At 62.8% G+C, this 14050-nt stretch carries 14 protein-coding genes; 1 reads left to right on the top strand and 13 read right to left on the bottom strand.

All coding sequences use genetic code 11. The annotated features are described in order from the left end of the window. Positions 1–66: 66 nt before the first annotated feature. The 6 genes from L0U82_RS11000 to ndk form a co-directional block, all read right to left on the bottom strand. Complete coding sequence (locus L0U82_RS11000; RefSeq protein WP_233830810.1) at positions 67–693, bottom strand: YfgM family protein; 627 nt, start codon at positions 691–693, stop codon at positions 67–69. Between the two features lie 66 nt (positions 694–759). Beyond that, complete coding sequence (gene hisS, locus L0U82_RS11005; protein WP_233830812.1) at positions 760–2100, bottom strand: histidine--tRNA ligase; 1341 nt, start codon at positions 2098–2100, stop codon at positions 760–762. A gap of 21 nt (positions 2101–2121) precedes the next feature. After that, positions 2122–3438, bottom strand: a complete 1317-nt coding sequence (gene ispG, locus L0U82_RS11010) for a flavodoxin-dependent (E)-4-hydroxy-3-methylbut-2-enyl-diphosphate synthase (protein WP_233830814.1) — start codon at positions 3436–3438, stop codon at positions 2122–2124. Positions 3439–3524: 86 nt separating this feature from the next. Next, positions 3525–4658, bottom strand: coding sequence for a helix-turn-helix domain-containing protein (locus L0U82_RS11015; protein ID WP_233830816.1), 1134 nt, complete (start codon positions 4656–4658; stop codon positions 3525–3527). Between the two features lie 213 nt (positions 4659–4871). Next, a complete protein-coding gene (gene rlmN / locus L0U82_RS11020; RefSeq protein ID WP_233830818.1) occupies positions 4872–6023 on the bottom strand; it encodes a 23S rRNA (adenine(2503)-C(2))-methyltransferase RlmN in 1152 nt (383 codons plus the stop codon). A gap of 214 nt (positions 6024–6237) precedes the next feature. Beyond that, the gene (gene ndk / locus L0U82_RS11025) at positions 6238–6663 is read right to left on the bottom strand and encodes a nucleoside-diphosphate kinase (RefSeq protein ID WP_134455646.1); all 426 of its coding nucleotides are present in this window, start codon (positions 6661–6663) and stop codon (positions 6238–6240) included. A gap of 268 nt (positions 6664–6931) precedes the next feature. Here ndk and L0U82_RS11030 point away from each other — a divergent pair, with 268 nt between their 5' ends. Beyond that, positions 6932–7630 carry a Bax inhibitor-1/YccA family protein gene (locus tag L0U82_RS11030; protein ID WP_233830821.1) on the top strand — a complete coding sequence of 233 codons (699 nt, stop codon included), beginning with the start codon at positions 6932–6934 and terminating at the stop codon, positions 7628–7630. A 129-nt stretch (positions 7631–7759) separates the two neighbouring features. Here L0U82_RS11030 and L0U82_RS11035 read toward each other — a convergent pair whose 3' ends face one another. The 7 genes from L0U82_RS11035 to L0U82_RS11065 all read right to left on the bottom strand — a co-directional run bounded on the left by L0U82_RS11035 (position 7760) and on the right by L0U82_RS11065 (position 13994). Next, positions 7760–8533, bottom strand: a complete 774-nt coding sequence (locus L0U82_RS11035; RefSeq protein ID WP_233830824.1) for an MBL fold metallo-hydrolase — start codon at positions 8531–8533, stop codon at positions 7760–7762. A 9-nt stretch (positions 8534–8542) separates the two neighbouring features. Next, positions 8543–9682, bottom strand: coding sequence for an outer membrane protein assembly factor BamC (bamC, locus tag L0U82_RS11040; protein WP_233830827.1), 1140 nt, complete (start codon positions 9680–9682; stop codon positions 8543–8545). A gap of 129 nt (positions 9683–9811) precedes the next feature. Continuing rightward, positions 9812–10717: a 4-hydroxy-tetrahydrodipicolinate synthase gene (gene dapA / locus L0U82_RS11045; RefSeq protein WP_233830829.1), complete on the bottom strand. Its 906-nt coding sequence runs from the start codon at positions 10715–10717 to the stop codon at positions 9812–9814. 43 nt (positions 10718–10760) lie between these two features. Then, positions 10761–11357, bottom strand: coding sequence for a class I SAM-dependent methyltransferase (locus tag L0U82_RS11050; protein WP_233830831.1), 597 nt, complete (start codon positions 11355–11357; stop codon positions 10761–10763). A gap of 72 nt (positions 11358–11429) precedes the next feature. Continuing rightward, entirely contained in the window at positions 11430–12632 is a 1203-nt protein-coding gene (locus tag L0U82_RS11055; RefSeq protein ID WP_233830833.1) for a tryptophan--tRNA ligase, read from the bottom strand. Between the two features lie 7 nt (positions 12633–12639). After that, positions 12640–13302, bottom strand: coding sequence for a site-2 protease family protein (locus L0U82_RS11060; protein ID WP_233830835.1), 663 nt, complete (start codon positions 13300–13302; stop codon positions 12640–12642). 56 nt (positions 13303–13358) lie between these two features. Then, positions 13359–13994 carry an L-threonylcarbamoyladenylate synthase gene (locus L0U82_RS11065; RefSeq protein WP_233830837.1) on the bottom strand — a complete coding sequence of 212 codons (636 nt, stop codon included), beginning with the start codon at positions 13992–13994 and terminating at the stop codon, positions 13359–13361. Positions 13995–14050: the final 56 nt, after the last annotated feature.

Raw genomic sequence — 14050 nt, forward strand, 5'->3', positions numbered from 1 at the left:
CATTCAGGAAATTAATTAAAGGAGACCGCGTTCCGGTCGTGGCTCGCGGCGCGCCGCGTGGGACGCTCAGCCGCCGAGTGCATCCAGCTTGAACTGGATCAACTGGCGCGCCGAAGTATCGCTCTTCGAGAGCGAGTCGAGCGCGAGCTTGTAGGCCGTGCGCGCATCGTCACGCTTGCCCTGGGCCGCGAGCAGGTCTCCGCGACGGTCCGCCACGACGCCCTTGAATGCATCGGATGGCTCGGCCAGCAGCGCGAGCCCCTGGTCGTACGCCTTGTCGTCGAGCAGCAGCGACGCCATGCGCAGCTTCGCGATCTGCTTGAACTCGTCGTCTTTCGCGTGATCGATTGCCCACTGCAGTTGCGCCTTCGCGCCGGCTTCGTCGCCGGCAATGTACAGCGCCTTGGCGGCGCCCAGCGCGGTCATCTGCGCGTAAGCGGTGCGGCCGAACTTGTCTTCCATGTCGGTGGCGACGCGCGTGACCTGCGCCTTGTCGCCGGATGCCACCGCCTGCTGCACCTGGTCATAGAGCACCGCGGCTTCCGCTGCCTGGCGGCGCTGCCAGAAATTCCAGCCGTTCCAGCCCGCGCCCGCCAGCAACACCACCAGCACGATCCACGTGGTCGCATTGCCCCACTGCGCCCACCATGCCTTCAGACCTTCAATCGATTCTTGTTCGTCGTGGTAACTCATTGCCCGGCGATTTCCTCTTTCTTGCTATATGTGCGTGTCGAGCCAGCCGGCCCGATGACATCGCGATCAGTCGTCGCCGTCTTCGGCGGTTGCAACCATCGCATTGATTAGAAATTCGGTCAAGTCTTCGGCAGGCACGTTCTGTTGCTCGCTCTTACCGCCGTTGGCCTGCGTATCGCGCAGCGGTTTCACGCCGACCGTGCCGTTGGCGATCTCGTCTTCGCCGAGCACCACCGCGAACGCCGCACCGCTCGCATCGGCACGCTTCATCTGCGACTTGAAGCTCGCCGACTGGCCATCGGCGCTGCAATGCAGGATCACGTCGAGGCCGGTGTCGCGCAGACGCTCGGCGATGATGAACGCCTGCTCGCGCGCGGCGTCGCCTTGATGGACCACGTACACGTCGCAGCCTTCCTCTTCGGGCACGAGATTCTCTTCCTTCAACAGCTCGAGAATCCGCTCGATGCCCATCGCCCAGCCGCATGCCGCCGTCGGCTTGCCGCCGAGCTGTTCGATCAGCGGGTCGTAACGACCGCCCGCGGCAACCGTGCCCTGCGCGCCGAGCTTGTCGGTCACCCACTCGAACACGGTCAGATTGTAGTAATCGAGACCGCGCACGAGACGCGGATTGATCGTGAACGGGATGTTGTTCGCCTTCAGGATGCGCTGCAAACCTTCGAAGTGCGCGCGCGATTCGTCGCCGAGAAAATCGATCAGCTTCGGCGCGTTCTGAGCGATGTCCTGCAAAGCCGGGTTCTTGGTATCGAGCACGCGCAGCGGGTTCGTATAGAGACGGCGCTTCGCGTCTTCATCGAGCACGTCCACGAACTTTTCGAGGTACGCGATCAGCTCGACACGATGCGCGGCGCGTTCTTCGGCGAGACCCAGCGAATTGATTTCGAGCTTGATGCCCATGAGGCCCAGGTCGTCCCACAGACGCTGACACATCATGATGATTTCAGCGTCCGCATCCGGACCGGCAAAGCCGAGTGCTTCGACGCCCACCTGATGGAACTGGCGATAACGGCCGCGCTGCGGGCGCTCGTGACGGAACATCGGGCCGATGTACCACAGGCGCTTCGGGCCGTCGTACAGCATGTTGTGCTCGATCGACGCGCGGACCACCGCTGCCGTGTTCTCGGGGCGCATGGTCAGGTTTTCACCGTTCAGTGCATCGGTGAAGCTGTACATCTCTTTTTCGACGATGTCGGTCACTTCGCCGATACCGCGCGTGAACAGTTGCGTATGCTCGACGATCGGCGTGCGGATGTTCTGGTAGCCATACGCACGCAGCATCGACTTGACGGTCGTCTCAAAAAATTCCCAAAGCCCGGCTTCCTGCGGAAGGATGTCATTCATGCCCTTCACGCCGGCAAGCTTTTCGAGCTTTTTCTTCTGTTCAGTCATCTGTGGTTCGATAGCCGATGATTAATTGAGCGCGTCGGCGCGGCCATAGCGGCGCTCGACATAGTCGCTCACGATTTGCTGGAATTCTTGCGCGATGTGCTCGCCGCGCAGCGTCTTGACCTTCTCGCCATCGATAAACACTGGCGCGGCCGGATTCTCACCCGAGCCCGGCAAGCTGATGCCGATATTGGCCTGCTTCGATTCGCCCGGTCCGTTGACGATGCAGCCCATCACCGCGACGTGCATCTGCTCGACGCCAGGATACTGATCGCGCCACACCGGCATCTGCTGGCGCAGATAGGTCTGGATCTGCGATGCGAGTTCCTGGAACAGCGTGCTGGTAGTACGGCCGCATCCCGGGCACGCGATCACCATCGGCGTGAACGAACGCAAGCCCATCGTCTGCAGGATTTCCTGGCCGACGATCACTTCGCCAGTACGCGACGCGCCCGGCTCCGGCGTCAGCGAAATCCGGATCGTGTCGCCGATGCCCTGTTGCAGCAGAACCGACAGCGCCGCGGTCGATGCGACGATGCCCTTCGAGCCCATGCCCGCTTCGGTCAGACCCAGGTGCAATGCGAAATCGCAACGGCGCGCCAACTCACGATACACGGCGATCAGATCCTGCACGCCACTTACCTTGCACGACAGGATGATCTTGTTGCGCCCGAGGCCGAGTTCGACCGCGCGTTCCGCCGAGCCGATCGCCGACTGGATCAGCGCTTCGTACATCACGCTTTGCGCTTCCCACGGCGCGGCGCGCGAGCCGTTTTCATCCATCATCTTCGCGAGCAGGTCCTGATCAAGGCTGCCCCAATTGACGCCGATGCGCACGGGCTTGTCGTACTTCACCGCCGCTTCGATCATCTGCGCGAACTGCGTGTCGCGCTTCGCACCATGCCCGACGTTGCCGGGATTGATCCGGTACTTGGACAGTGCCTCCGCGCAGCCCGGATGATCGCGCAGCAACAGATGGCCGTTGTAGTGGAAATCGCCGACGAGCGGCACCATGACGCCCATCCGGTCGAGTTGCTCGCGGATGGCCGGCACGGCCGCTGCCGCTTCCGGCGTGTTCACGGTAATGCGCACCAGTTCCGAACCAGCCTGCGCCAGCTCCTTGATCTGGATCGCGGTGCCGATCGCATCCGCGGTGTCGGTGTTGGTCATCGACTGGATGCGCACCGGCGCGTCGCCGCCAATGGTCACGAGTTGGCCGCCCCAGCGGACGTTGACCGCATGTGACTTGCGCCGCATCGCGGAGCCGCCGAACACCGGTTCGTCTGACACGACTTTGCTGCAGGATTGGGATTGAGCTTCGGATTGCATCGAAAGACCCATTTACGCCACGCGCGCTACGCAAAAAACGCAGCGCCTGAATTGAAAAAGCGCCGCGGACCGGATGGCCGCGGCGCGTACCGTATCTGTCAAGGCAGCGAGAAACGCGCCACGTTACCCTTGGCCGCCGAATATTTCGCCGGATCGACCGGCTGACCGTTGAGCGTCAGCGATTCGAGACCCGCTTTATTACCAACCGTAATCTTGAACGGCGCGTCTCCGCTCACTTCCTTTGCGTCGCCCGCGTGCACGAGGCCGGAGAACAGTTCCTTACCGTCCTTGCCACGCACGCTGAACCAGCTGTCCTGCGTCACGCTCAGCGCGATCATCGACTGACCCGGCGCCGCGGTGACAGCCGGTGTCGACGCACCCGCAACGACTACCGGCGCGCTCGCGCCGACCGCCGCTGCTTGAGCCTGCGAACCGGCTTTCGGCGCTGCCGCTGTCGGCGTTGCGTTCACCGCGGATGCCGAACCCGGCGCCGTGCCGGTAGTCAGCGGCGTCGGCATCGGCGTTGCCGCCGCGGACGCCGCATCGTCAGCACTCGCTGAATTGTCCACCGTCGCAGCCGCTTCAGCCGCCTCGGGCGTCGAAGCGCCGTCCTGCGCCGGTATCGTCGAACCTTGCGCGACCGTACCCGATGCGCCCGTGTCGCTGCTCGCCGTGCCGCTCGCGCTCGCCTTCAGACGCGCAAGCCACGCGGACGAATCGCCGCCATTGGTCCGCCACATTCCGAGCGCGATGACTGCGACGACAATCGCCGCGATGCCCCACAGCCACGATCGACTCTTATGTCCGCTATCGCCAAGCGTCAGCGATACCTTACCGCGAGGCAGATCCTTGCCTGACGACGCCGGCATCGACAGATTCGGCGCCGGCACCCCTTTCTCGCGACGCAGCGCAGCCGTAAACGGCGCGGGATCGGCGTCGAGCATCTTCGCATAGCTGCGTACGACGCCAAGCGCGAAAGTCGTATCCGGCAGATGACTGATGTCGCCCGCTTCGAGCGCGCTCAACTTCGCAACCGACACTTTCAGCCGCGCCGACACGTCCTCGATCGTCCAGCCCTTCGATTCACGCAATTGGTGCAAGCGCGCGCCAACAGCCGCCAGCGAATCGAGAGCCGGCTGCACCGCGGGCTGGACCACCGCCCGCGCGACGGGTGCCGGATGACCTTCGTTCGTGTCTGTCTCGTGCGGCTGCGGGTGCTGCGGCTCACTCATCCCAAATCCTTTCGCGTCGATTCTTTTTTACTCGTGCGACCGGACGGGCTCGAGCCATGCGTCCGAATCGCAGACCGTTTATAACAAAATGTGCGGCTTTGTGTGCCGCTTCCGATCGATTCTGCAAACTTTCTTTTCAACCACCGGCATCAGGGAATTTCACACGCCCGCGAAGCTTTTCACTGACCGCCCGCGCCCTGCCGCCCCATACGATTACACGGCACGAACCTCGATCACCTTTGCTGCCTTCCCGGTGCGCTCAGCAAGACGCGTGCGGTCTTTCACCGCGCCGGCCAGCTGACCGCAGGCAGCATCGATATCGTCACCGCGCGTCTTGCGTACCGTGGTGACGACGCCCGCGTCCATCAACACCTGTGCAAACCGCTTGATCTGCTCCGGCTTCGAGCGGATGAGGCCCGATTCGGGGAACGGATTGAACGGAATCAGATTGAACTTGCATGGCACGTTGCGGGTGACGGCGAGCAGTTCGCGCGCATGCGCCTCGCTGTCGTTCACGCCATCGAGCATGCAATATTCAAACGTAATGAAATCGCGCGGCGCGACTTTCAGATAGCGTTCGCACGCCGCCATCAGCTCGCGCAACGGATACTTTTTGTTCAACGGCACCAGTATGTCGCGCAGCGCATCGTTCGACGCATGCAGCGACACCGCGAGCGCAACCGGCAGATCCGCGCCGAGCCGGTCCATCATCGGCACGACGCCCGACGTGGACAGCGTGACGCGCCGGCGCGACAGACCGTATGCATTGTCGTCGAGCATCAGACGCATAGCCGGTACAACCGCGTCGTAATTGAGCAGCGGCTCACCCATGCCCATCATTACGACGTTCGTGACAACGCGCTCGCCCTTGCCCTCGCCGCCCATCGCGCGGCCGGCCGCATCGCCACGCGTCGCGCGCAGCGCAAATTCGGCCATGCGCAGCTGACCGATAATTTCGCCTGTGGTGAGATTGCGGGAGAACCCCTGCTTGCCGGTTGAGCAGAACCGGCAGTTGACCGCGCACCCGGCCTGCGATGACACGCACAGCGTGCCACGCGTCTCTTCGGGGATGTACACGGTTTCAACGGCATTGCCGTTGCCGACGTCGATCAGCCACTTGCGCGTGCCGTCGGACGAAATATGATCGCTGACGATGCCGGGCATCGTGATCGAAGCGCGCCCCTTGAGCTTTTCGCGCAAGGACTTCGCGAGATCGGTCATGCCGTCGAAATCGGCGGCGTTGTACTGATGGATCCAGCGCTGCAGTTGCTTGGCGCGAAACGGCTTCTCGCCCAGGCTGTCGCAGTAGGCGACGAGCCCTTGGGCGTCGAGGTCGAGAAGGTTGACGGTGGAACTGCTCGTCATATCGAATCCTGCCATTTCAGTGCGAGACTACGTTCATGCAACAAGCTGCATGAACGCAATGCCGTTCGCGCCCATTCCTGCTGCTTTAACCTTACTACTTTGCCGGACACGCGTGCGATTCGTGCGATAAAACAGTTTGGCGGCACGAATCACGCCGCGCGTGGACGGCTATGGCCACACGCCTGACGCCATACCCGGCGCAGGCGGTCAGCGCTTAACGCGAGTAAACGTTGACTTGCGGGAAGAAGAACGCGATTTCGACAGCAGCCGTTTCCGCCGCGTCCGAACCGTGAACCGCGTTGGCGTCGATGCTGTCCGCGAAGTCAGCGCGGATCGTGCCCTTTTCTGCCTTCTTCGGATCCGTCGCACCCATCAGATCGCGGTGCTTCAGAATCGCGTTTTCGCCTTCCAGCGCTTGCACGACCACGGGACCCGAGATCATGAATTCGACGAGATCCTTGAAGAACGGACGCGCTGCGTGCACTGCGTAGAACTTTTCGGCGTCAGCACGCGAGAGGTGGACCATGCGCGATGCCACGATCTTCAGACCAGCGTTTTCGAAGCGGCTGTAGATCTGACCGATCACGTTCTTTGCCACTGCGTCCGGCTTGATAATCGACAGGGTGCGTTCGATCGCCATAAAAACTCCAAAAAATTAAGAGGTTACAGATTCAAATGAATCCGCAATTGTAGCATGTTCCCGTGTACGATTGCGATTCAACCCTTACAATACCGAAAGGTTTCGCGCAAAAGACTCAAAATGCTGGTAGCGTAAGCGCTGTGGGCGATGTGAGCTATTGAAACTCCCGGTCGCCGCGCTAATCTTAGGAATGAATGCGGCGCCTGCCGGCGCTTCACGAATTGCCGAATCGTCATCACGAAACACGCTTCCGAGGTAAGGAGAGACCATGAACGATCATCCGTATATGTTTGGCCGCAATGGCGCGGTGAGCACGGCCGAAACGCGCAACCGCGTGTTACGGAACACCTACTGGCTACTCGCGCTGTCCATGATTCCGACGGTGCTCGGTGCTTGGGTCGGCCTCGCCACCGGATTCTCGCTGTTCGCGGCCACCAGCCCGGCGATGAGCATGCTGGCGTTCTTCGCAATCGCCTTTGGCTTCATGTTCGCGATCCAACGCACCAAAGACAGCGCCGTGGGCGTCTTCGTGCTGCTCGGCTTCACATTCTTCATGGGGCTGATGCTGTCGCGCATCCTTGCGTTCGTGCTCGGCTTCTCGAACGGCCCGTCGCTGATCATGCTCGCGTTCGGTGGCACTGGTGTGATCTTCGCATCGATGGCGACCATCGCCACGGTCAGCAAGCGCGACTTTTCCGGGCTCGGCAAGTGGCTGTTCATGGGCGTGATCGTGCTGCTGCTCGCGTCGGTTGCGAACGTATTCCTGCAACTGCCCGCGCTGATGCTCACGGTCTCGGTCATGGCAATCGTGATCTTCTCCGTGTACATCATGTTCGACGTGCAGCGCGTCGTAAATGGCGGCGAAACGAACTACATCACCGCGACGCTCGCGATCTACCTTGATCTGTACAACGTGTTCGTGAACCTGCTCGCGCTGCTCGGCATTTTCGGCGGCAACCGCAATTAAGTCTGACTGTCGCGCGGCGCGCGAAAGCGCCGCGCACAAAAAAGCCCATAGCGAGCAATCGTTATGGGCTTTTTTTATCGCGACACGCCATTCGCGTGCATGGCGGCGCAACCGGGAGTCAGGCAGTCGTCAGATCGTCAGCCACGCGAAACCTTCACTTTGCGATGCCACGACCACTTCTGTTGGCGCCGCGCCCAACACACCCGCCAGCGCCGCCTGCGCGAGTTCCGGCAGATTGTTTTGCTGGCTCAGATGCGCGGCGATCAGATGCTGAAGACGTGATCGGTCGAGTGAAGCCAGAATATCGGCGGCGGCGGCGTTGTTCAGATGGCCGTGATTGCCGCCGATCCGCGCCTTCAGCGACGGCGGGTAGCGGCTACCCGCAAGCATCTGCGCGTCGTGGTTGCATTCGAGCACGAGGGCGTCGCAACCGCTCAGCACCGCGCTGATATGCGGCGTGGACGTGCCCACGTCGGTCAACACGCCGAGCCGGCTCGCTCCGTTCGAGAACACGTATTGCAACGGCTCACGGGCGTCGTGCGGAACGGTGTAAGGGAGAACGCTGAGGTCGCCGATCGCCACCGCCTCATCGCCCCACAACACCTGCAGGTCGACATCGGCTTCGTCAGCGCCCACCGCGCGCGCGGTGCCCCAGCTCATATACAACGGAATCGACCACTTGCGCGCCAGCGTCAGTGCGCTGCCGATGTGGTCGCCATGTTCATGCGTGATCAGAATCGCGTCGAGGCCCTCGACACTCGCGCCCAGCCGCGCCAGACGCCGCTCGACTTCGCGCGCGGAAAAACCGCAATCGAGCAGCACCCGCGTCGTGGTCGCACCGCTGTTCGCCTCCACCAGCAGCGCGTTACCTTCACTACCGCTGCCAAGGCTCGCGAAGCGCACGGCCTTGTCTTAATTCAGTTGAGCATGCAGCAGCGACACGATGCGCTGCGCGTCCGACGACGTATCGATCTGTCCATTCGCGTCCAGCACCGCGACCTGCGTGGTGGAATCACCCTTTGCGCGCACATTGACAAGGAATTCCTGACCCGGTTTGCGTGCCGAATTACCGCTATAGAACAGCTTGCCGAACAGCCCCTCTTTCTTCAGCTCCTGCATCGAATCCGCGTAGCGCACGTAGTAGATGCCTTTCTCGCGATCACGATTGTCGACGGTGAAGTTGGTGCGGTCGAGCGCGAGGCCCACGCGCAACCACGCGCGATCGAACGATTCCTGCAGATCAAGCGTCGACGCGCCTGCGTTCTGCTCGATCGTGGCAGGCACGGCGGCCGGGTGTGCGTCGGTCAGCAGCTGCTTCGACTGCGCTTCGGTCAAGCCGAACTTCTCCATCAGCTTCGCCAGGAACATCGCTTCGAGCGCGGGATCGCGCGGCCGCTCTTCCCAGCGCGACGACGTCTTGTCCTGGCCCGTCATTACTTCTTCCATCGCGCTATGCGTGATCGAGATGTCTGTGGTGCCGCCCGCCCCGCGCGACACGAGCGTGCGGAAGCTGTCGCGCGTGCCCGACGAATAGGCAAAGTCGATCAGCTTGCCCACCGAGCGGCGGAACCAGTCGTCCGGAATGTTCGCGCGGTTTTCAGCCCAGTCGGTCGTCATGATGCCGGTGGCCGGCGCATCGGTCTTCAGCACGAAGCCGTTTTCCTGCCAGAACTCCTGCAACTGCGGCCACAGTTGCTCCGGCGAGCGGCCGTCGACCACCAGCCAACGCCGGTCGCCGTCGCGCTCGATATGCATGCCGAGCGGGTCCTGCCCGGTCGGCTGACCTTCGATCGCATTGCCAGCCGCGGTGACGGTACGCGTCGTCGCGCCGCCAAGCGCCAGATTGGCGGGCGGTGCTACGTAGCGCTGGTCGGTCGGCGTGGTACTCAGATCGCTCGGCACGGCAAGCGGCGGTGCGCTCGCCGTGGTTTTGTAGTCGACGCGGTCGGAAGCGAACCAGTCGTTCAGCGTGTCACAGCCGGCGAGCGTCGTCATGGCAAGCGCCAACGCCGCCATGCGGGTTGCGTGGAGGGAAAGTGCGGAACGTTTCATGAGGGCCTTCGTGATGCTGGAACGCGATGCCTGGTTCTTTCTACCGGGAACGTGGGCTGAAGCGACGTCGGTTAAGGAAATGCCGGAGGCGGTCTTGTACGGGCGCTGGCGGCCGGGCGGTCGCGCCGTTCAGCCGAGCAGGCCAGCTTCGCGCAGCGCGCCGCGCACCACTTCGTGGTATTGCGCGTCGAGCGGCGTGAGCGGCAGGCGGATGCCGCCCTGCACACGCCCCAGTTGCTGCAATGCCCATTTCGCCGGAATCGGATTCGCTTCGGCGAACAGGTATTTGTGCAGCGACAGGAGTTTCAGGTGAATTTCACGCGCGGACTTGGCGTCCGCCGCGAGTGCGGCCTTGCACAGTTCGCTCATCGCGCGCGGCGCAACGTTCGCGGTGACCGAAATATTGCCGTGACCGCCCAGCAGCATCAACGCGATCGCAGTAGGATCGTCGCCGCTATACACGGCGAAATTCGACGGCGCGGACTTGATCAGATGCGCGGCGCGGTCGATGTTGCCGGTCGCTTCCTTCACGCCGACGATGCCCGGTACCTGCGCGCAGCGCAGGATGGTCTCGTTGCTCATGTCCGCAACGGTTCGGCCCGGCACGTTATACAGGATGACCGGCAGATCGACGGCTTCGGCGATCTTCGCGAAATGGCGGTAGATACCTTCCTGGGTCGGCTTGTTGTAGTACGGCACGACCTGCAGCGTGGCATCGGCGCCGACGTCTTTCGCATGCTGCGTGAGTTCGATGGCTTCGGAGGTGGAATTGGCGCCCGCGCCCGCGATCACCGGAATCCGGCCAGCGGTATGCTCGACCGCGGTCTTGACCATCAGCACGTGCTCTTCGACCGACAGCGTGGCCGACTCGCCGCTCGTGCCGACGACGACGAGTGCGTCCGTCCCTTCCTCGACGTGCCAATCGATCAGTTTGCGAAACGCCGGCAGATCGAGGCTGCCGTCTTCGAGCATCGGAGTGATGATGGCAGGAATACTGCCGCGAATCTGAACGCCGTTCTGGTTGCCGTTAGTCATGAAACGCCATGAATTTGATCAGGTAAACCGCGATTGTAGCGGATTAGCCGGCCAACTCGTAACAAGGCGGAGGTGCCGCCTTTGCGGGGTCGTTCGTGTGCGCTGCCTGCCGGACCGCGCAGATCCGCTGAACGTATGCCGGACGCGGCTGCGCGAGAAATCCATCCTGAAATGCGACCACCCGGAGCTGGCCTCGGACCGCCTCAATAAGCTCCCCGGGGGCGAGCAAAAACGCCGGATTGGAAGGCTTGCCGACGCTTTCATTGCCTTGCGCGAAGGTCTCGTAAATCAGTACGCCGCCGGGCGCGAGCATACGCAACAGATGCGGAAAAAGCGGCCGATGCAGATAGTTCGTCACGACAACAGCGGCGAACGCCGCACCCGCGGGCAGTGGCCACGGCGCGCCTTCGAGGTCGGCGACGACCGGCGTAACAAGCGGCGCATCGCGCAGCATGTCGAGCGCGGCCGCGTCGCGATCGAGCGCGGTCACCGGATGCCCGCGCGACGCGAAAAATCGCGCGTGCCGCCCCGCTCCCGACGCGACATCGAGCACCGCGCCGCCCGGCGTGACCAGATGCGCCCAATCGCGCACCCAGCGCGACGGCTCACCGAGACCATGCACAGCAGCGGGTGCGTTCATCGAAGGAATCCGTTCATCTGGTCGCGCTCACTCGCGCTCACTCGATTACGCTCAGCCATGCGATACGCCGGCTCAGTTGTACGACAGGCCCATCGCCTCGCGAACATCGCGCATCGTCTCGGTCGCGAAACGGCGTGCCTTGTCGCAGCCGTCGGCGACGATCGCGCGCAACAGCGACGGATCGTCCATGTACTTCTGCGCGCGCTCGAGCATCGGCTGCTGCTCGCGCAGAATGCCTTCGATCACCGGCTGCTTGCACTCGAGACAGCCAATACCAGCCGAGCGGCAGCCCTTCTGCACCCACTCGTGCGTGGCTTCGTCGGTATAGACCTGATGCAACTGCCACACCGGGCACTTGTCCGGATCACCCGGATCGGTGCGGCGCACGCGGGCCGGATCGGTCGGCATCGTGCGAACCTTCTTCGTGATCGTTTCCGCGTCTTCACGCAGGCCGATCGTGTTGCCATACGACTTCGACATCTTCTGACCGTCGAGGCCCGGCATGCGCGACGCTTCGGTCAGCATCGCCTGCGGCTCGACGAGAATGATCTTGCGCGAGCCTTCGAGGTAGCCGAACAGGCGCTCGCGATCGCTCATCGACAGGCTCTGCGACTCCTGCAGCATCGCCCGCGCCTGTTCGAGCGCTTCGTCGTCGCCTTCCTGCTGATACGCGTTGCGCAGCTCGTGATAAAGCTTCGAGCGCTTGCCGCCGAGCTTCTTCGCGGCTTCGTTGGCCTTCTCCTCGAAGCCCGGCTCGCGGCCATACAGATAGTTGAAGCGGCGCGCGATTTCACGCGTCATTTCGACGTGCGGCACCTGATCTTCGCCGACCGGCACGAGCGAGCCGCGATAAAGCAGAATGTCCGCCGCCATCAGCACCGGGTAGCCGAGGAAGCCGTAGGTGGACAGGTCCTTGTCCTTGAGCTTTTCCATCTGCTCCTTGTAGGTCGGCACACGTTCGAGCCAACCCAGCGGCGTGCTCATGCCGAGCAGCAGCGCGAGTTCCGCATGCTCGGGCACCTTGCTCTGGATGAACAGCGTTGCCTGGGCCGGATCGATGCCGGAAGCGAGCCAGTCGATCAGCACGTCCCACACGTTCTTTTCGATCACTTCGGGCGTTTCGTAGTGCGTGGTCAGCGCGTGCCAGTCGACCACGCAGAAGAAACACGGGTACTCGGACTGCAGCCGCACCCAGTTTTTCAGCACGCCGTGATAGTGGCCGAGGTGCAGCGACCCGGTGGGCCGCATGCCGGAGAAGATACGGTCTGGGAACATAGTTGTATTAGAAAAGCGAAACAAGTGGAGTCAGAACTGCGGTGAGCGCGCTATAGCCGAACGTGACGAGCGGATTGAGCCAGTACCGCGTGAGCGTGCCCGTCATGACCAGCGCCATCACGATGAAAAAGCCGTACGGTTCGAGCCGCGCCAGCGTCATCGCCTGCCGTGGCGGCAGCAGCGCCATCAGCACGCGACCGCCGTCGAGCGGCGGCAGCGGGAAAAGGTTCAGCACGCCGAGCACGAGGTTCACGCCGATGCCGGCGCCCGCCATGCGCGTGAAAAACGGTTCATCGACATTGAGTACCGCGAGCGCGATGCCGAACACGCCCCAGATCAGCGCCTGGATGAAATTGCACAACGGACCGGCCGCCGCGACCCACAGGCTGCCCCAACGCGGGTTGCGCAGATTACCGAACGCGACCGGCACCGGCTTCGCATAGCCGAACATGAAGGCACCGCTCGTCGCGAAATAGAGCAGCAGTGGAATCGCGATCGTGCCGAGCGGATCGATATGCCGCATCGGATTGATCGACACGCGGCCGAGCACGTAGGCGGTGTTGTCGCCGAGCCAGCGCGCGACGTAACCGTGCGCGGCCTCGTGCAGCGTGATCGCGAAGATCACCGGCAGTGCGTACACCGCAATGGTCTGTATCAGGGAAGAATCCATAACTCGCTATTGTAACAACGCGGTTGCACGCCTCTGTCCGGTTTTGCTCGCGCCGCTCAGGCCGCCTCGGTGAGGCCGAATGGTGCGAGCGAGCCGCGCCCTGCCCGCACCAGCACCGGCTCGGCGCCGCTCAGATCGATCACGGTGGACGGCTCGCACACACACGCGCCGCCGTCGATCACCAGATCGAGCTGCTTTTCGAGCCGCGCGCGGATCTCTTCGGGGTCGTTCAACGGCTCGGTTTCGCCGGGCATGATCAGCGTCGAGCCGAGCAGCGGCTGCCCAAGTTCCTCGAGAATCGCCAGCGTGATCGCATGATCCGGTACGCGCAGGCCGATCGTCTTGCGCGATGGATGCGACACACGCCGCGGTACCTCTTTGGTTGCCTGTAGCACGAACACGTACGGGCCCGGGGTCACCGATTTAATCAGCCGGTACTGCCGGTTGTCCACCATCGCGAAATTGGAGAGCTCCGACAGATCGCGCACCAGCAGCGACAACAGCTGCTTCTCGTCGAGCCCGCGAATGCGCCGCAGACGCTCGACCGCGTCCTTGTCGTCGAGATGGCAGGCAACCGCATAGGTCGAGTCGGTCGGCAACGCGACCACGCCGCCGTCGTTGATGATCTGCACGGCCTGCTTGACCAGACGCGGCTGCGGATTGTCGGGATGAATCCGGAAGTATTGGGACATGGTGACTCACGGTAACCGCGGGTGACCCACGGCGGATAGGCCGCGGCAACTGAAGC

Origin of the sequence: Paraburkholderia sp. ZP32-5, assembly GCF_021390495.1 — a bacterium.
Taxonomy (GTDB): Bacteria; Pseudomonadota; Gammaproteobacteria; order Burkholderiales; family Burkholderiaceae; genus Paraburkholderia.